General features: G+C 72.7%; 13 protein-coding genes. 1 reads left to right on the top strand and 12 read right to left on the bottom strand.

The window, feature by feature from the left end; genetic code table 11:
• Window positions 1-130 precede the first annotated feature (130 nt).
• The 7 genes from trxA to ACZ52J_RS03280 form a co-directional block, all read right to left on the bottom strand.
• On the bottom strand, window positions 131-457 hold the full coding sequence (gene trxA, locus ACZ52J_RS03310; RefSeq protein ID WP_360502507.1) for a thioredoxin: 327 nt from the start codon (window positions 455-457) through the stop codon (window positions 131-133).
• 137 nt (window positions 458-594) lie between these two features.
• Window positions 595-1,560 carry a thioredoxin-disulfide reductase gene (trxB, locus tag ACZ52J_RS03305; RefSeq protein WP_465615434.1) on the bottom strand — a complete coding sequence of 322 codons (966 nt, stop codon included), beginning with the start codon at window positions 1,558-1,560 and terminating at the stop codon, window positions 595-597.
• Between the two features lie 173 nt (window positions 1,561-1,733).
• Entirely contained in the window at window positions 1,734-2,726 is a 993-nt protein-coding gene (locus tag ACZ52J_RS03300) for a hypothetical protein (protein ID WP_465615432.1), read from the bottom strand.
• Window positions 2,723-3,439 (bottom strand): RNA polymerase sigma factor SigM, encoded by a 717-nt coding sequence (gene sigM, locus ACZ52J_RS03295; protein ID WP_360502500.1) that lies wholly within the window; start codon window positions 3,437-3,439, stop codon window positions 2,723-2,725. The genes ACZ52J_RS03300 and sigM overlap by 4 nt, the downstream gene beginning before the upstream one ends.
• Window positions 3,440-3,486: 47 nt before the next feature.
• Window positions 3,487-5,514 carry a protein kinase family protein gene (locus ACZ52J_RS03290; RefSeq protein WP_465615430.1) on the bottom strand — a complete coding sequence of 676 codons (2,028 nt, stop codon included), beginning with the start codon at window positions 5,512-5,514 and terminating at the stop codon, window positions 3,487-3,489.
• A gap of 300 nt (window positions 5,515-5,814) precedes the next feature.
• A complete protein-coding gene (gene murJ / locus ACZ52J_RS03285) occupies window positions 5,815-8,313 on the bottom strand; it encodes a murein biosynthesis integral membrane protein MurJ (protein ID WP_360502495.1) in 2,499 nt (832 codons plus the stop codon).
• A gap of 57 nt (window positions 8,314-8,370) precedes the next feature.
• Window positions 8,371-10,791, bottom strand: coding sequence for a DUF6049 family protein (locus ACZ52J_RS03280; RefSeq protein ID WP_465615427.1), 2,421 nt, complete (start codon window positions 10,789-10,791; stop codon window positions 8,371-8,373).
• Window positions 10,792-11,103: 312 nt separating this feature from the next.
• Between ACZ52J_RS03280 and ACZ52J_RS03275 the strand changes: the two genes are divergently transcribed.
• Window positions 11,104-12,600 carry a CCA tRNA nucleotidyltransferase gene (locus ACZ52J_RS03275; RefSeq protein WP_396289928.1) on the top strand — a complete coding sequence of 499 codons (1,497 nt, stop codon included), beginning with the start codon at window positions 11,104-11,106 and terminating at the stop codon, window positions 12,598-12,600.
• Between the two features lie 150 nt (window positions 12,601-12,750).
• Here the strand turns inward: ACZ52J_RS03275 and ACZ52J_RS03270 are convergent, their stop codons facing one another.
• The 5 genes from ACZ52J_RS03270 to ACZ52J_RS03250 all read right to left on the bottom strand — a co-directional run bounded on the left by ACZ52J_RS03270 (window position 12,751) and on the right by ACZ52J_RS03250 (window position 17,906).
• The gene (locus ACZ52J_RS03270) at window positions 12,751-13,755 is read right to left on the bottom strand and encodes an LppU/SCO3897 family protein (protein ID WP_465615425.1); all 1,005 of its coding nucleotides are present in this window, start codon (window positions 13,753-13,755) and stop codon (window positions 12,751-12,753) included.
• Window positions 13,756-13,811: 56 nt separating this feature from the next.
• Window positions 13,812-14,441, bottom strand: coding sequence for an LppU/SCO3897 family protein (locus ACZ52J_RS03265; protein ID WP_465615423.1), 630 nt, complete (start codon window positions 14,439-14,441; stop codon window positions 13,812-13,814).
• A 107-nt stretch (window positions 14,442-14,548) separates the two neighbouring features.
• Window positions 14,549-15,868: an MFS transporter gene (locus ACZ52J_RS03260; protein WP_465615421.1), complete on the bottom strand. Its 1,320-nt coding sequence runs from the start codon at window positions 15,866-15,868 to the stop codon at window positions 14,549-14,551.
• A 126-nt stretch (window positions 15,869-15,994) separates the two neighbouring features.
• Window positions 15,995-17,077, bottom strand: coding sequence for an inositol-3-phosphate synthase (locus ACZ52J_RS03255; RefSeq protein ID WP_360502482.1), 1,083 nt, complete (start codon window positions 17,075-17,077; stop codon window positions 15,995-15,997).
• A 127-nt stretch (window positions 17,078-17,204) separates the two neighbouring features.
• Window positions 17,205-17,906: a PadR family transcriptional regulator gene (locus tag ACZ52J_RS03250; protein ID WP_360502480.1), complete on the bottom strand. Its 702-nt coding sequence runs from the start codon at window positions 17,904-17,906 to the stop codon at window positions 17,205-17,207.
• Window positions 17,907-18,299: the final 393 nt, after the last annotated feature.

Genomic DNA, 18,299 nt, shown 5'->3' with positions numbered 1-18,299 from the left:
TGGGGGTCCTGGGAGGGGGGGGAGAGGGGAAGCCCGAGAGGCGGGGGGGGAGAGAAGAAAAAAAAAAGACCCTGGGCCCGTCCTCCCCAGCCCCCCCCCCCCGCCGCCGTGCGGTCGACGGTCCGACGACCTAGATGAACTCGGCCAGCTCGCGCAGCAGCGCCGCCTTCGGCCGGGCACCGGTGATGGACTTCACCGGCTCGCCGTTCTTGTAGACGATCAGGGTCGGGATCGAGATGACGCCGTACTTGGCGGCGGTCTCCTGGTTGGCGTCCACGTCGAGCTTGGCGATGGTCAGCTTGTCGCTGTGCTCGGCCGCGATGTCCTCCAGGACCGGGGCGACCTGACGGCACGGGCCGCACCAGGTGGCCCAGAAGTCGACCAGCACGGGCTTGTCGCTGTCCAGGACGTCGGACTGGAACGTCGCGTCGGTGACGGTGGTGGTGGCGCCGGCCACGGGAACTCCTCGGGTTAGGACGGAGGGGGCTGCTGCCAGGAGAACAACGGGTGGGCCCGTTCTGTTTCTGCCTGGCCGGGGCGGGGGTGTCACGTGGAACACAACACCCCCGCGAGGGTGGGTCGGTGGCCCGGGGGTCAGACCGCCACGACGGCGGCCTTGGCCTCCAGGTCGTCCAGCGCGGCCAGGTAGCGCTCGGCGTCCAGCGCCGAGGAGCAGCCGGTGCCGGCGGCGGTGATGGCCTGGCGGTAGGTGTGGTCCACGACGTCGCCGGCGCCGAACACGCCCGGGATGTTGGTCCGGGTCGAGGGGGCCTCGACCTGGAGGTAGCCCTCGGCGTCGAGGTCCAGCTGGCCCTTGAACAGCTCGGTGCGCGGGTCGTGGCCGATCGCGATGAACAGACCGGTGACGGCCAGCTCGCGGGTCTCGCCGGTGGTGGTGTCGCGCAGGGTGACGCCGCTCAGCTTCGGGTCGCCGTGGATGGCCTCGACCGCGCTGTCCCACTCGAAGCGGATCTTCTCGTCGGCGAAGGCACGCTCCTGCATCGCCTTGGAGGCGCGCAGGGTGTCCCGGCGGTGGATGATCGTGACGCTCTTGGCGAAGCGGGAGAGGAAGGTCGCCTCCTCCAGGGCGGTGTCCCCGCCGCCGACCACCGCGATGTCCTGGTCGCGGAAGAAGAAGCCGTCGCAGGTGGCGCACCAGGAGACGCCGCGCCCGGAGAGCTTGTCCTCGTTCGGCAGGTCGAGCTTGCGGTGCTGGGAGCCGGTGGTGACGATCACGGCACGGGCCTTGTGCACGTTGCCCTCGGAGTCGGTGACGGTCTTGATGTCACCGGTGAGGTCGACCGCGACGATGTCGTCGGGGATCAGCTCGGCGCCGAAGCGCTCGGCCTGGGCCCGCATGTTGTCCATCAGCTCGGGGCCCATGATGCCGTCCCGGAAGCCCGGGAAGTTCTCGACCTCGGTGGTGTTCATGAGCGCACCACCGGCGGTGACGGCCCCCTCGAAGACCAGTGGCTTGAGGGAGGCACGGGCCGTGTAGAGCGCTGCCGTGTACCCGGCCGGGCCGGAACCGATGATGATCACGTTACGGACGTCGCTCACTGCTTCTCCTGGTTCGCATCGCGACCCGCGTTAGCTGCGGGGAGGGCGGTCCTGCTCCGCCGCCCGGGACAACGACTGACCAGTGTCTCGCATTCCCAGGCGGATCAGTACCAGGTGCCCGAACTCCGGAAGCGGCGTGCCGTGCTGGGCGTGGATCGCATGGGAACCACTGGTCAGCGACTGGGAACGCTCTGGTGCAGGACGACCTGGCCGCAGTCGGGGGCGCGCAGGTAGACGTCCACGAGGTCGGGCCGGCCGGGCACCGGGTAGACCAGGACGTCCACCGGGGCGCCGTCGTAGCTGCCCCGGTCGGTGGCCAGCGGGGCGCCGGAGGCGGGGGGCGGGCAGGACACCGAGGGGGCCGGGGAGGCGGAAGCGGAGGGGGACGGGGAAGCCGGGGAGGAGGGCTCCGGCCGGGCGCCCTCGGCGGGCAGGACGCTCTCGGGCTTGGCCTGCCCGGTCGGCCGCAGCCCCGGAGCGCTCTCCGAGCGGGCCAGCAACTGCTGGATCTGGGTGGCGAGGCGGTCGGCGCGGTAGTCGGTGCCGGCGCTCGCCCCGTGCGGGGCGCGTCCCGGGGCTGCGGCGGCGGTGGTGCCCGCAGGGGCGCCCGCGGTGACCGCGGGGCCGCCGGCCCCGTCGTCGGGGTGCAGCAGCAGCGCCCCGCCGAGTCCGAGGGCGGCCAGGGCGGCGGCGGCGCCGAGCAGCAGGGCGAATCGACGCCGGGGGCGCGGGCGGCCGGGGCCGGTGGCGGCGGCGGGCCGGGCCGAGGGCCGGGAGGGTGGCGTGGAGGGCCCCGTGGCGGCGCGTACGGGCGAGGCCGGGGTGCCGGACCGGCGGGCGGCGGCAGGGGCCTCCTGGGGGCGGGCGAGGGCCTTGCGGTCGTTCTCGGAGGCGGTTGCCGGGGCCTCGGCGGCGGCCTGGGCCAGAGCGGCGTCCAGCCGGTCGGCGATGTCGGCGGGCATCGGCGGGGTCTCGACGCCGCCGAGCAGCGCCTGGACCTCGGCGAGCGCGTCGACGGTCTCCCGGCACTCGGCGCAGCCGGCCAGGTGCCGTCGCAGCGCCGCGACGGCCTCGGGGGAGTCGACCAGCCCCTCGGTGAGGTCGGCGAGCTGCTCGACCGGGGGGTGGTCCCCGGTGTGGTCGGGCGAGAAGGGGTTGGCGGTCATCGTGTGCTCGCGTCTCCTTCCAGCATCGTCCGACCGGTGCTCGGGCCTGTCCCTGTGACGGTGCGGGGGGCCGTCGGGTTCCCCCGGGTGCCCCGCACCGGTGGGGCCGAGCCGTGGCCGCCCGGTGTTTCACGTGAAACATCCGGCCCGCCGTCGCTCTCCCGCAGGTGCCGTACGAGCGGGAGCAGCCGCGCCCGGCCGCGCGCGCAGCGGCTCTTCACGGTGCCCACCGGGACGCCCAGCAGCTCGGCGGCCTCGGCGACCGGGTAGCCCTGCATGTCGACCAGGACCAGCGCGGCCCGCTGCTCGGCGGGCAGCTCGCCGAGGGCCGCGGTCACCTCGCGGTGCAGCTCGGCGCGGACCACCGGGGAGTCGGCCGGCTCGGCGGAGCCGACCAGGGTGTCGAGCCGCTGCGGGTCCTCGTCGAGCGGGGTGGTGCGGCGGGTGGCGCTGCGCCGGGCGCGGTCCAGACAGGCGTTGACCACGATCCGGTGCAGCCAGGTGGTGACGGCCGAGCGGCCCTGGAAGCCGGCGGCGGCGCGGAAGGCGGAGACCAGGGCGTCCTGGAGCGCGTCGGCGGCCTCCTCGCGGTCGCCCAGGGTGCGCAGGGCGACCGCCCAGAGCCGGTCGCGGTGCCGGTTCACCAGCAGGCCGAAGGCCTCCTGGTCGCCGGCGACGTGCCGGGCGAGCAACGCCGCGTCGTCGTCCGCCACTGTCACCCCTTGACCTCTGCCGTCGTTCCGGTGCGCGAGCCGTGCGGTCAGCCGGAGACCTTCACCTCGGCGACGTGGCCGCGGTACCTGGTGTCGCCATCCTTGGTCAGACCGGTCAGCCAGATCAAGAGGTAGCGCGTGGTGACCGGGGAGTCGAGGGTGTACTCGACGTTCGTCCCGGCCTTCTTGCCGACGATGCTGAAACTCTCCGGCTTGGCCTGCATCGGGTTGGTGGTGGCGGCCCCGGTGGGCACCCGCAGCTCCGCCGTCTGCTCGCCGCCGAGGAACTGGACGTTCACCGAGGAGACCGACTGCTGGGTGCCGAGGTCGATCAGCAGGCCGGTGCCCGACTTGAGGGCGGGCGCCTTGGGGCCGAACTGGTCGACGTACCAGCCGGTGGTCCAGGCGGAGTTCGGGTCGCCGTCGATGGCCTTCCCGATGCTCTCGGTGCCCTCGGGCCCGTCGCCCAGCGGGTTGTACGACTGCGCCTCCTTGATGGCGATCGGCACCGGGTTGTGGGTGCTGGCGTGAGGGCTCGGCGAGGAGCTGGTGACCGTGGGCTGCGGCGCGGCGGCGGACGACTCGGGGTGGCGCAGGCTGCCGACGAACTGCCAGGAGGCGACGCCGATCGCGCCCAGGGCGACCGTCCAGGCGGTGGCCTTGACGACCCGGCGCAGCCGCCGCTTCGTCCGGCGGGAGGCGGTGGGCCGCGACGAGGCGGGCAGCGGGGCGACCGCCGGGTCGGCCACCCGGGTCGGGTTGGGCGCGGTGGGCAGGGCGTGGGTGTTGTGCCGGGGCGGGACCGGGAAGGCGGGCAGCTCCGGCTCGGGCTGGCGGATCCGGGGCATCTGCGCGATCGCCCGGACCAGCTCCTCCGGGGTGGTGATCGGCTCGGCGTGGTGCGGCGGGTGGTCGAACAGGGCCCGTGCGGCGAGCTCGGACAGGCCCTTGTGGACCCCGGCGCGGACCTGGTCCGGCGCGGCGTTCTGGAGGCCCTTCGGCAGGCCCCGGAGGTCGTAGCGGTCCTCCGGGTACGGCCAGCGGTGGGTGAGCGCGGCGAACAGCAGGGCACCGATCGCGCGGGTGTCGGTGCGTTGGGCGTCCTCGGTGGTGCCCTCGACGGGCAGCCCGCGCAGGGCGGCGTCGACCGCGATGCCGTTGATCCGGTACTGGCCGCTGTCGGTGCGCAGCACGCAGCGCGGGGTGAGCCGCAGGTGGGCCTGGCCGCGCCGGTGGGCGGCGGCGACCGCGTCGGCGACCTGGCGGACCATCTGGTACGCCTCGTGCGGCTCCATCGGGCCGTTCGCGAGCAGCTTGGCCAGGTCGGAGGAGTGCGGCAGCCACTCCCGTACGACGTAGACCAGCTCGCCCTCCTGGACGGCGTCCAGGACCTGGACGAAGCGCGGGTCGCCGAGCAGGGCGGCGGACTTGGCCGCGGCCAGCACCTTGCGGGCGCGTTGGTGGCCGGAGGCCATCAGGTGGACGCCGACGGCCCGGCGCAGCTTCTCGTCGACGGCGCGCCAGCTGCTGAAGGTGTCGCTCTGGGAGATGCACTCCTCGAGCAGGTACCGGTGGCCGATCATGTCGCCGCTGCGCCGCTGCGGCGCGGGGAGGGTGCGCGGGAGGGTGGCGGTGTCGCGCGGGTCGACCGTGGGCTGCGGGTCGGTGGGGCGGCGCTTGGCGGGCGTCGGCGCGGGGGCGGGCTTCTTCGGGGCGGAGCCGGCGGCCAGTTCGGCGGCGATCTCCCGGACCGAGAGCGGGGCGGTGATCTCCGAGGTCTCCTCGCTCACGGAGGCTTCCGGGGCGGCGGCCGGCGGGTCCTCCCGGTCGGTGTCCCCGTCGGAGGCCTGGCCGGAGTCCCGGTCGGAGTCGTCGTCAGCGTCCCCCTCGACGTCCCCGCTGTTCTCCCCGGGAGCGGCGGCAGCGGTGGAGGCGCCCTTGCCGCCGTCGGCGGAGGCACGCCCGTCGGCGTCCTTCGCGACCGCGAACTCGTCGATCGCCGCGGCCAGCGCGGCTTCGTCCGCCGCCGCGTCAGCTGTTGACGTGTCGACGACCGCCTTGGTGCCATCAGCCACCGTGGTCCTGCCTCCCCTTGTGTCGCCCCGGCCGAGAGTCGCTGGAGCCCGCGGGTTGGCGGCCCTGTGCTCCAGGACAATTGTGCCCACTCTTCTCCACCGGGTACGACCGCTGAGGGGTCCACTCGGTTGCGTACGGGTGGAGAGATGTGGTGCAGATAGGACACCGGGTCGCCATCCGGCCGCCGGGCGGGCCCGGGGCGGCTGGCAACCCAGCAGTCGGCCGGACGAGCCGAGGAGCTGTCCGCTCCGGTTGACGCCCGGTCAAGGCGCCCGCTCGTCCGGCCGTCGAAGGGACGGTCAGCGGCCCAGTCGGCCGCGGACCATGCCCAGCATGGCGTTCAGTTCCTCGATCCGCAGGCGCTTCGCGATCAGCACGAAGACACTCATCTGCAGGCCGCCCGCCACGACGAGGGCGGCCACGCTGCCCGTCCAGCCACCGAGCACCTGCTGGATCCCCAGGCTGGCGCCGAGACCGACCAGCGCGGCCGGGACGCACGCGGCGGCCAGCCGGCTGTAGGTCTTGCCGATCCGCTTGGTGTCCAGCCCGCCGATCTTCTTCTTCAGCTTCGGCAGGGCCACCGCCACCCCGATGGCGTACCCGAGGCCGTAGCCGAACGCCATGCCGGTCACCGTCCATTCGGCGGGCAGCAGCAGCCAGCACAGCAGGGAGAAGGCGGCCTGGCAGACCGCGACCCAGACGGTGTTGGAGAACGGCGTCCGGGTGTCCTCGTAGGCGTAGAAGCCGCGCAGCATCACGTACTGGGCCGAGTACGGGATCAGGCCCAGGGCGAAGGCGGAGAGCATCAGGCCGACGTTGGTCGCGCCGCTCAGGACGCTCGCGTCGCCACCGACGGCGTAGATCGACCGGCCGATCACCGGGCCGAGCGCCAGGAAGAGGAAGGCCGCCGGGACGACCGCCACCGCCGTGGTGCGCAGACCGTAGGAGATGTCGTCGCGGACGGCACCGGCATCCTCGTCGGCGGCCGCCCGGGACAGCCGGGGGAGCACCGCGCTCATGATCGAGACGGTGATCACGGCCTGCGGGAGCTGCCAGATCAGCAGGGCGTTGGAGAACGCGGCCAGGCCGACACCGTCGTGACCGGCCGCGGCCGCGGCGGCGCCGGCCTTGGTGGACAGCTGGGTGATCACCAGGTAGCCGGCCTGGTTGGCGAGCACGAAGAAGAACGTCCACTTGGCCAGCCGGGCGGCCTTGCCCAGGCCGTGGCCGCGCCAGTCGAAGCGGGGCCGGTAGCGGAAGTCGGCCGCCCGCAGGTACGGGATCATCGCCAGCGACTGGACGACCAGGCCGATCAGGGTGCCGAGGCCGAGCAGCCGGACGCCCTCGGGCGAGATGGACTCCGGGGTGACGTGGGTGGTGCCGAACCCGCCGTAGACCCAGATGTAGGCGGAGAAGGTGAAGATCACCACGACGTTGTTCAGGACCGGCGTCCACATCATCGCGCCGAACCGGCCGCGGGCGTTGAGGACCTGGCCCATCACCACGTGGATGCCCATGAAGAAGATGGTCGGCAGGCAGTAGCGGGCCAGCGCCACCGTGGTGGCGGCCCGCTCCGGGTTCGCCATCATCGGGTGGGCGATCAGCTGGACCAGCACGGGCGCCCCGAGCACCGCCAGGAACACCACGCCGGCCAGCCCGACCATCACCAGGGTGAGCAGCCGGCTGGCGTACGCGGTGCCGCCGTCCTCGTCGTTCTTCATGCTGCGCACCAGCTGCGGCACGAACACCGCGTTCAGCGCGCCGCCGCCGATCAGGATGTACAGCAGGGTCGGCAGGGTGTTCGCCGCGTTGTACGAGTCGCCCATCACGCCGACGCCGATGGCCGTGGTGATCACCATGGTCCGGACGAAGCCGGTGCCGCGGGAGACCAGGGTGCCGGCCGCCATGATCGCGCTGGAGTTCAGCAGGCTCGCGACCTTGCCGCCCCCGCCGCCGGCCGCCGGGGCCGCCGCGCCCGCGGACTCCGGCGGCGCGGCCTGCTCCTCGGCGGCGAGGTCCGCCAGCGGCTCGACCGCCGGGGGCACCGCGACGGCGGCCACCTGCATGGTGGCCTCCTCCTCGGAGAGCGGCGGGTCGAACTCGATCGGCGGCACGAAGGGGCGCTGCCCGTGCGGGCCGGCGTGCTGCGGCTGCCCCGGGTAGCCGCCCATCGGCGGGTACGGCGCGGGGCCGGGCGGCGGCACGGGCGCGCCGGGCGGCACGGCTCCGTGGGCACCCGGCGGGGTGGTCTGCGGGGCCGGGGCGGGCTGCGGTACCGGCGGCGGGGCCGCGGCCTCCGCCTGGCGGCCGCCGAACAGCGCGTCCACCCCGACGTACTCGGTGGTCTCGGAGTCCCAGGCGGAGTGCGCCGGGCCGGGCTCCCACTGCTGCTGCGGCTGCTCGGCACCGCCCCACGGGCCGCGGGCCGGAGCCGGGGCCGGCTCCGGCTGCCAGCCGGCCTGCCCCGGGGTGTCCCAGCCGGGCTGCACCGGCGGCACCGGGGGCGAGAAGTGGTCCGCCGCCGGGTAGGGGGCGGGCGGCACCGGCGTCGGATAGCCGCCGCCCTGCGGCGGCAGCTGCGGCGGCACGTCGTACGCGGCGGCCGGCTGCTGCGGCGCGGCCGGTCGGCCGGCCCGCAGACCGTACGGGTCCTGGCCGTCCTGCGGGTTCCCGTACGCGTCGGCCGCGTACGGGTCCTGGGCGTAGGTGTCGGCCACGTACCAGTCGCCGGACGGCGACTCGGCACCCGGCCGGCTCTCACCGCGGCCCGGCTGCCGCTCCTCGCTGCGCCCGGTCATGTCACCTCTTCGCTGTCGTGGGGGAGGCCGGCCCGGCGTCACGGGGGGTCGGCGGTATCAAGGACCAACCTTCTCATCACTGGCGGCCCGATCCCGGCCATCCGGGCTGCTGCCGCGCGGTGTCTGCGCGGGAGCGTCACCAGCGGCGTCGCCCGCCGGCCCCTCCCCGTCGGCCCGGGCGGCGGCTTCGGACCCCTCGGCCCCGTCCGCCTCGTCCGCCTCGTCCGCCTTGTCCGCCGTCGGCTCCTCGGCCGCGGCCCCGCCCGTCGCCGGGGCGTCCCCGACCGGCTGGTCGCCGTCCTCGTGCGGCTCCCCGCCCCGCCGCTTGCGCTGGCGCATGAAGCGCAGCGCGGCCAGCAGCAGCAGCAGGCCGGCGCCCGCGAAGACGTACAGCACGCCGTTGGTCACCGAGGTGACCTGCACCGTGAACGGCTGGGCCGCACCGTACGGCCGCGAGTCGGGGCCGGTGGTCCACAGCTGGGCGGTCATGCCGACCGGCCCGTTGTTGTGCGCCTCGGCCTGGAAGCGGAGGGTGGCGCTCTGCGAGGCCGGGAGGACCAGCTCCTCCTCCCGGCGCACGTTCAGCCGGTTCGGCTGGGTCGAGGTGAGCACCAGCTTCAGGTTGGTGACCGCCTGGGTCAGGTCGTTGCGGACGCTGACCTGGAGCAGACCGGTGTCGCCGGCCAGCGTGACCACGGTCTTCGGCGGCACCTGGACGGCCTTGGTCAGCTCCTGCAGGTACTGCGTGACGCCGGCGCGGTAGGCGCCGCCGGCCGCGGCCTGGCTGCGCCACTCGGTGGACAGCGACCGGACCATGGCGGCGTTGAACGGGCCGCGCACCCGCTGCGGCAGGGTGAGCACCCGCATCAGCGTGTCCAGGTCGTACTGGATCTTGTTGGTGCCGATCAGATCGGCCGCCGACAGCTCCGAGGCGCGGGCCTGGGTCGGGTAGTCCGCGGCCGCCGGGACGCCCGTGTTGGCCTTCTGGTCCGCCGGGGCCTGGGCCACCGCGTCCAGCTTGACCGGGGAGATCCACTTGCCGGACGCCGCCTGCAGGGCGCTCGCCAGCACCTTCGCGGTGTTGACGCTCAGCTCGCGGGGCGGCATGACCAGCAGGCCGCGCTGGTTCTGCGGCTGCTCGTGGGTGATCGCGAAGGTCTCGGCGAGGAAGCGCTGGGTCGCCTCGGTCTGGTCCTTCGCGGTGCTCAGGTCCCTCTGGAAGAGCCCGGAGACCGTCTCGTCGGCGACCACGGCGCTCTGCCCGTTGCCGATCGGGCGCACCGCGGTCGGGGTGTAGTTCAGCGAGTCCGGCTCCGGCAGGCTCGCCCCGTTGGCCAGCACCAGGCCGCTGCCCGCCTGCTGGGCGAGCCCGGCGATCTGCTGGTCGACGTAGCCCTGGTACGGCCAGGCGACATCGGAACGGGTGTCCACGGAGAGCCGGCCCTCGACGGTCAGCCGACCGGCCGTGGCGGCCTTGTTCAGCGCGGTGGTCATGCCGGGCAGGTCGGCGCCGTTGTGGGCGATCGACGCGAGGTCCGGGTCGGCGTACGGCAGCGCGACCACCTGGCTGTCCGGCTTGGCGACCGCGGCCCGCAGCTTGTCCAGCCAGGCGGTGGCGGCGGCCGAGCCGTTGTTCACGACGGTGTTGTCGTCCCTGGCCGACTTGCCCGCGGACTCGGTGCCCGGCTTCTGCACCCGGTACGGCTTGGTCATCGCGAACGCGGCGTCCAGCAGGTCCGGGTCGACCACCCAGGTCAGCCCGGACAGCTTGGAGCCGGTGTCGACCAGCTCGTACAGCCGGCCGCCCGGGGCGAACTCGGCCGCCAGGCTGTCGTCGCGCAGCACCGGGACGGACTGGTCGTTGTCGGCGACGGTCTGCGCGGCCAGCACCGGCGCGTGCACCAGCGGCCAGAGCGTGGCGACCTTCGTCGGCTGCGCCTCGGCACCGCCCGGGTTGTACGGCAGGAAGCTCCGGGCGATGCCCAGGGCCCGGTCGTGCGAGTTGTCGGCGGTCGAGCCCCAGGCGTCCACCGCGAGCTCGTACACCCCGCTCGAGGACAGCCCGAGGTCGTTCACCGCGACGCTCAGGGTGTACGGCAGGGTCTGGCCGGGGTTCAGCTCCGGCAGGGCGTACTGCGGGCTGTCCAGCTCCACGCCGTCCTTGCCGTCCGGCGCGGAACGGCCGGCCACGTTCGCCAGATCGCTGCGCCGGTCCAGCGGCTTGCCGGAGAAGGGCTTGCGGACCGCCGCGTGGGCGCCCTTGAGCGCCGACTTGCCGGCGTTGGTGACGTGTCCGGTGATCGTCACGGTGCCGTTGGGGGCGGCCACCTGCGGGGCCAGCGACTCGATGGTCAGCACCACCGGGTACTCGGCCGAGGCGATGTCGCCGCCGGCCGGCAGCGCACCGGCCGGGGCGGCCGTGAAGAGGGTCAGGGCGGCCGCGCAGGCGGCGGCGAGGCGCAGGCCCGCCCGGCGCACCGGATGACGCCCCTCGGCCGGGCGTTCGGCCCGTCCAGGCTGTCGGTGCGCCCCCAGGCCCGAGTGCCGTGCCGGCTCGCTCACTCGCTTCGCCCTCGCCGTTCTCGATCGCTCGCTGCTGATGCTGTTCGTCCCGTCCGGCGCGGTCCGCCCGACGGTCTTCGCTTGGACACCGTGTCCCCTGTCCGGTGCCCGAGACCCGTCCACCGGCATGGTAACGATGCAGCCCGCGGTGCAGTGTTGCGGGCTGTGGGAAGAGACGCCCAAAACGCGCGGGCGGTTGACCTGCCGGGGCACGTACCCTTGTGAGCCGTGTCCACTGCCAATGAGCCCACCGCGCGCACCGATCGTCCCAGCACCGCCCTCCAGGCCGTACCAGGCCTGAGCGAGGCCCAGACCCTGGGCCTGCAAGAGCTGCTGCGGGTGTCGCCGGTCGCCGACGAGATCGCCGACCGCTTCCAGGCGGCCGGTCACCGGCTGGCGCTGGTCGGCGGCTCGGTCCGGGACGCGCTGCTCGGCCGGCTCGGCAACGACCTGGACTTCACCACCGACGCCCGCCCGCAGCAGGTTCTCAAGCTGGTCAAGGGCTGGGCGGACGCGATCTGGGACGTCGGCATCGCCTTCGGCACCGTCGGTGCCCGCAAGGACACCCCCGAGGGCTCCTTCCTGATCGAGATCACCACCTACCGCTCCGAGGCGTACGACCGCACCTCCCGCAAGCCCGAGGTGACCTACGGCGAGACCATCGAGGAGGACCTGGTCCGCCGGGACTTCACGGTCAACGCGATGGCCGTCGACCTGCCCGGCCGCGGCTTCGTCGACCCCCACAACGGCCTGGAGGACCTGGAGGCCCGGGTGCTGCGCACCCCCGCCACCCCCGAGGAGTCCTTCTCCGACGACCCGCTGCGGATGATGCGGGCCGCCCGCTTCGCCGCCCAGCTCGACTTCGAACCGGCGCCCGAGGTGGTCGCCGCGATGACCGCGATGGCCGAGCGGATCACCATCGTCTCGGCGGAGCGGGTCCAGGCCGAGCTGAACAAGCTGCTGCTGGCCAAGCACCCGGTGAAGGGCCTGCGCCTGCTGGTCGACACCGGCCTGGCCGGGTACGTGCTGCCCGAGCTGCCCGCACTGCGGCTGGAGCGCGACGAGCACCACCGGCACAAGGACGTCTACGAGCACTCGCTGACCGTCCTGGAGCAGGCCGTCGACCTGGAGCAGGACGGCCCGGACCTCACCCTGCGGCTGGCCGCGCTGCTGCACGACATCGGCAAGCCGCGCACCCGCCGCTTCGAGTCGGACGGCCGGGTCTCCTTCCACCACCACGAGGTGGTCGGCGCCAAGATGACCCGCAAGCGGATGCGCGAGCTCAAGTACTCCAAGGAGCTCACCGAGGACGTCTCGCGCCTGGTCGAGCTGCACCTGCGCTTCCACGGTTACGGCGGCGGCGAGTGGACCGACTCCGCGGTGCGCCGCTACATCACCGACGCGGGGCCGCTGCTGGAGCGCCTGCACAAGCTGACCCGCTCCGACTGCACCACCCGCAACAAGAAGAAGGCGGCCGCGCTCTCGCGCACCTACGACGGCCTGGAGACGCGGATCTCCGAGCTGAAGGCGCAGGAGGAGCTGGACGCCGTCCGCCCGGCGCTGGACGGCAACCAGATCATGGAGCTGCTCGGCCTCAAGCCCGGTCCGCAGGTCGGAAAGGCGTACAAGCAGATGCTCGAACTCCGGCTGGAGCACGGCCCGATGGAGCACGACGAGGCGGTCGCGGCGCTGCGCGCCTGGTGGGCCGAGCAGCAGCAGGGCTGACGCCGGCTCCGGCTCCGGCTCCGGTGCCGGCTTCGGCTTCAGCTTCGGCTATGGGTCCGGACCGGCTCCGGACACGACGCGAGGGGTGGTCCCGGCACTCGGCCGGGGCCACCCCTCGCGTGCTGCGGCGGGCTGCCTGAGCTGCGTGAGCTACTTGAGCTTCTTGAGGCAGAGCACGTAGTTCAGGGCCGGGAAGTTGGTGTAGGTGCGGGTGTACCAGCTGTCCGCCTTCGGCTGCTTCTCGCAGACCTTCTCGTCGGACGTGGCGAGGTACTTGTAGATCACCTTGTACTGCGCCGTGGCGTCGGTGCAGGGCAGCACCGAGACCTTCGGGTGGGTGTCGGTGGTCGCGCCGGCCGGGCCGTTGTCGTTGTGCAGGCAGTCGCCCGCCTTGGCCGAGTCCACGGCGTCCGTGTCGTCGGTCGGGGTCGTGACCGGCGGGAGGGTGATGCTCGGCACCGACGGGATCGTGAAGGTCGGCGAGGGGAAGGCCGGCGGCGGCGAGGGCGTGAAGGTGAAGGAGGAGGGCGTCGGCGCCGGGGCCGCGGTGATCGGGTCGGACGGGCCGTTGTCCTTCGTCGGGCCGAGCACCCCGGTGGCGGCCAGGACGATGGTGACCGCCAGCGAGACCGGCACCACCAGCATCGCGATGTGCGGACGGCGGGTCAGCGGGACGCCCGGGTCGAGCTGCGGCCCGTGGCTGCCCGGGACGGGCGGCTGCAGCTGCTTGAACCGGTTGTGCGGGCCGAGGTTCAGCAGCAGCGTGATCGGGGTCAGCAGCCACGACACCAGGCTCCACCAGCCCTGGACCAGCGTCCGGGCGGACATGTCGCGCACGGTGGCCGTGCCGCAGGTGCGGCAGAACGGGCCGGACATCCGCAGCATCCGGTAGGCCACGAGCAGGCCCTGGTGGCCGCGGACGCTGGCGTTCACCGCCGGGTAGCCGCCGCAGAACCGGCAGGTCAGGCCGTCCGTCGGGCCCTGCGGCGGGTACCCGTAGCCGGGTGCGGGCTGCGGGTAGCCGTACGGCTGGCCGGGCGGCGGCGGGGCGCTGGGGTACCCGTACCCGGGCTGGCCGGGCGGCGGGGGCGGAGCGCCGTAGGCGCCGCCGGAGGAGTAGGGGTTGCCGTCGCCCGGCGGCGGACCGTACGGCATCTGGGGCGGAGGCGGAACGGACAAGTGGTCCCCCGGGGACGGAGTGGCGGAAGAGTTCAGGACTTCTTCACCGGCGGGAGGCCGGTGGTGGCGGGTGCCATCGGACCGAGGCAGAGCACGTACCGCTTCTTGTTCCAGCGGCGGCCGCTCTTGCCCGAGACGGCACTCGTGGTCTGCGGCGTCTGCTTGCAGCGGTTCACGTCGGTGGTGCCTTCGAACTTCGACAGTACGCGGTAATTCGCTGTGGAATCAGTGCACTTGGCGATTTCGACAGAGCGGGAGCCGCTCACCCGCACACAGTCGCCGGGCTTGGCACTGCTGACGCTCGGCCCGGCGACGAAGTACCCGACCGCCAGGGCCACGCAGCCGCCCGCGAGGCCGACCATCTTCAGCTTGGAGATGCCGCTGCTCTTCTTGGCCGGCGGTGCGCTCGGCGTCGGTGCGGCGGGCTGCGGGTAGCCGTACGCCCCGGCGGGCGGCTGCTGTCCGTACGGCACCTGCCCGTAGGGCTGCTGCTGCCCGTACGGGGACTGCCCGTACGACGGCGGCTGCCCGTACCCGGCCGGGGCCGGCTGCGGGGGCTGCCCGTAGGCGGGCGGCGGTCCGTACGGGGCGGCCGGCGGGGGAACCGGCGCACCGTACGGCTGTACGACCGGTGGCCCGTACGGATTGGGCGGTGTGCTCATCAGTTCGTCCCCCGAGACAGAGTGCTGTCGCTCCGACAGGTCTGACACCTTAGCGACTCGGTCGGACGCCATCGGTCCCGAGTCCCGGGGGATGTGTGGAGAGACGGTCAGGGGTGCGGTCGGCGGCGGGCGGCGCGCAGGTAGACGACCGCCGTGCCGGCGTACACCGCGGCGACCCCGACGACCACCGGGACCGAGCGGCCGGACAGCGGCAGCACCAGTGCGGTGACCATGGCGGCGGCCACGAAGGCGACGTTGAACAGCACGTCGTAGATGGCGAAGACCCGGCCGCGGTACTCGTCCTCGACCGACTCCTGCACCACGGTGTCGGCGCAGATCTTGGTGCCCTGGGTGACCACTCCGAGCAGCAGGGCGGCGATCAGGCACGGCACCAGCGTGAAGCCCAGGCCGAGCGCCGGGACGAAGACCACCGGGGCGACCAGGCAGGCCGTCATCCAGCCGGTCAGCCCGAGCTTGCGGGTGCACCAGGGGCTGACCACCGCGGCGACGAAGAACCCGGCGGCGGAGAGGCCGACCGCCTGGCCGAGGGTGACCAGGCCGGCCGCACTGTCGGCCGGGTCGTTGAAGGTGTAGCGGGCGAGCATCACCACGACCACGATCAGCACGCCGTAGCAGAACCGGGCCGCGGTGACGGCGGCCAGCGCGTGCACGGCGGGGCGGCAGTCCCGCACCAGGTGGCGGACGGCGGCGCCGAGTTCGACGGTGGCCCGCACCAGCGCCTGGCCGAGTGCCGGGCGGTCGGCGTGCTGCTCCGGGCCGAGCAGGTCGCGGTCCATCCGCCGGGCGGCCAGCGCGGCCGACAGGTAGAGCAGAGAGGCGACCGTGACCAGTGCGGCGTCCGCGGTGGGACCCGGGGTCATCACCTGGTGCAGCAGGAAGCCGATGCCCCCGCCGCAGGCGGCGGCGACCGTCCCGAGCGTGGGGGAGAGCGCGTTGGCGGTGACCAGTCGGTCCTGCTCCACCACCCGGGGCAGGGCGGCGGACAGGCCGGCCAGGATGAACCGGTTGAGCGCGGTGACGAGCAGGGCCGACGCGAAGAACAGCTGGGTCGGTGCCTTGGCCAGGAGCAGCGCGCCGGTGCCCAGGCCCAGCCCGAAGCGGGCCAGGTTGCCGAAGTACAGCACCTGGCGGCGGCGCCAGCGGTCCAGCAGCACCCCGGCGAACGGGCCGATCACCGAGAACGGCAGCAGCATCACGGCCAGCACCGAGGCGATGTCGGCGGGGGAGGACTGCTTCTCGGGGGAGAAGACCACGTAGGCGGCGAGCGAGACCTGGAAGACGCCGTCGGAGAGCTGGGAGAGCACCCGGGCGGTCAGCAGCCGCCGGAAGTCGTGGCCCCGGAGCAGATCGACGAGCGTGGCGCGGTGCGCGGACTGGTGGGTGCTGCCGTTCTCGGTGATCGCCACCCGCCCAGAGTGCCATGGAACCGGTTGCTGTTTCACGTGAAACATTGGCCGGAAAACGGTGAAGAGCCCACGATCCGGTGATCGTGGGCTCTTCGGAGCGGCTAGGCGCGGCTAGGGGCCGTCAGCTCAGCGCTCGACCTCACCGCGGATGAACTTCTCGACGTTGTCGCGGGCCTCGTCGTCGAAGTACTGGACCGGCGGGGACTTCATGAAGTACGAGGAGGCCGACAGGATCGGGCCGCCGATGCCGCGATCCTTGGCGATCTTGGCGGCGCGCACGGCGTCGATGATGACACCGGCGGAGTTCGGGGAGTCCCAGACCTCGAGCTTGTACTCCAGGTTCAGCGGGACGTCACCGAACGCGCGACCCTCCAGGCGGACGTAGGCCCACTTGCGGTCGTCCAGCCAGGCCACGTAGTCCGAGGGACCGATGTGGACGTTGTTGGAGCCCAGCTCGCGGTCGCGGATCTGCGAGGTGACGGCCTGGGTCTTGGAGACCTTCTTGGACTCCAGGCGCTCGCGCTCGAGCATGTTCTTGAAGTCCATGTTGCCGCCGACGTTCAGCTGCATGGTGCGCTCGAGGAGAACACCGCGGTCCTCGAACAGCTTGGCCATCACGCGGTGCGTGATGGTGGCGCCGACCTGGGACTTGATGTCGTCACCGACGATCGGCACGCCGGCCTCGGTGAACTTGTCCGCCCACTCCTTGGTGCCCGCGATGAACACCGGGAGGGCGTTCACGAAGGCGACCTTGGCGTCGATGGCGCACTGGGCGTAGAACTTGGCGGCGTTCTCGGAGCCCACCGGCAGGTAGCAGACCAGGACGTCGACCTGCTGGTCCTTGAGGATCCGGACGACGTCGGCCGGGGCCTCGTCGGACTCCTCGATGGTCTCCCGGTAGTACTTACCCAGGCCGTCGAGGGTGTGGCCGCGCTGGACGGTGACGCCGGTCGGCGGCACGTCGCAGATCTTGATGGTGTTGTTCTCGCTGTTGCCGATGGCGTCGGCCAGGTCGAAGCCGACCTTCTTGGCGTCGACGTCGAAGGCCGCGACGAACTCCACGTCACGGACGTGGTAGTCACCGAACTGGACGTGCATCAGCCCGGGGACCTTGCCGGCCGGGTCGGCGTCCTTGTAGTACTCGACACCCTGCACCAGCGACGCGGCGCAGTTGCCCACGCCAACGATGGCTACGCGAACCGAACCCATTTCCGGTTGCTCCCTGTGATCTCATGAGGACCGCCGGAACCGGCGGAACTCGTCCTGCTTCTTCGATGACTGCTTGTAAGGGCGCGAGGCGCCCACTCCTGCCGCGCGGCACAGGGCTGGCGCGGTGTCAGCGCTCCTGGGCGGAGCGCCCCGGGCGGTCGTACGGTGGCCCGGACGGGTCCGAGGACCCGGTCTCCTGGCCACGGCCGTCCGAAGTCTTGGGGGGTACGGCGGTGGAGTCGCCGCCGGTGGCGGGACCGGTCCGGCCGGTGCGGTTGGACCGCTCGGTCTCGATCAGCTCGTTGAGCCAGCGGACCTCGCGCTCCACCGACTCCAGTCCGTGCCGCTGGAGTTCGACGGTGTAGTCGTCGAACCGCTCGCGGGCACGGGCGAGCGAGTTGCGCATCCGCTCCAGGCGCTCCTCCAGCCGGCTGCGGCGTCCCTCCAGGACGCGCATCCGGACGGCCCGGTCGGTCTGGCCGAAGAACGCGAAGTGGACGCCGAAGTGCTCGTCCTCCCAGGCGTCCGGGCCGGAGTCGGCGAGCAGCTCCTCGAAGCGCTGCTTCCCCTCGGCGGAGAGCCGGTAGACGATCTTGGACCGCTTGCCGTTGAGCGCGGTGGCCGGGACGTACTCGACGTCCGGGTTGTCCTCGACCAGGAAGCCCTGGGCGACCAGGCTCTTCAGGCAGGGGTAGAGCGTTCCGTAGGAGAGTGCCCGGAACGTACCGAGCAGGATGTTGAGCCGCTTGCGCAGCTCGTAGCCGTGCATCGGGGCGTCATGGAGCAGGCCGAGAACGGCGAACTCCAGCACTCCTGAGCGCCTGCCCACTGCCGTGGTCCTCCTCCCTCTCGGCCCTCGTCCGGCCGCTGCATCCGGCGGTATTCCGCTTCGATGTATCGGCTCGATATATCGAGAACAGTAAACCCGACCCCCGGAACGGGCAAGGGGGGCACGCGTGAATGTGATCACAAGCCGACGCGCGGGTGAGGTTGGCAACGGCCGTGTAATGATCTGTCGCCGTTTTGCGGTTATTGGCGACTGATGCCCGATTAGTTGTATTTCTGTGCTGCGTACGCTGTCGCGTGTGCACGAAGACCACCTCCGGGGTTAGGGCGGTTTGCGGGCATCGGACGTGAACCCCTGCCTTCAGGCTGGAGACGCCTGGCGAGGAGTGGCTGGAAGATGAGCGAACGACGGCGAAGGACGCCCGACCCGGGCGGT

This window comes from Kitasatospora sp. NPDC034035 (genome assembly GCF_055575755.1).
This window is presented reverse-complemented; position numbering and strand designations above follow the sequence as displayed.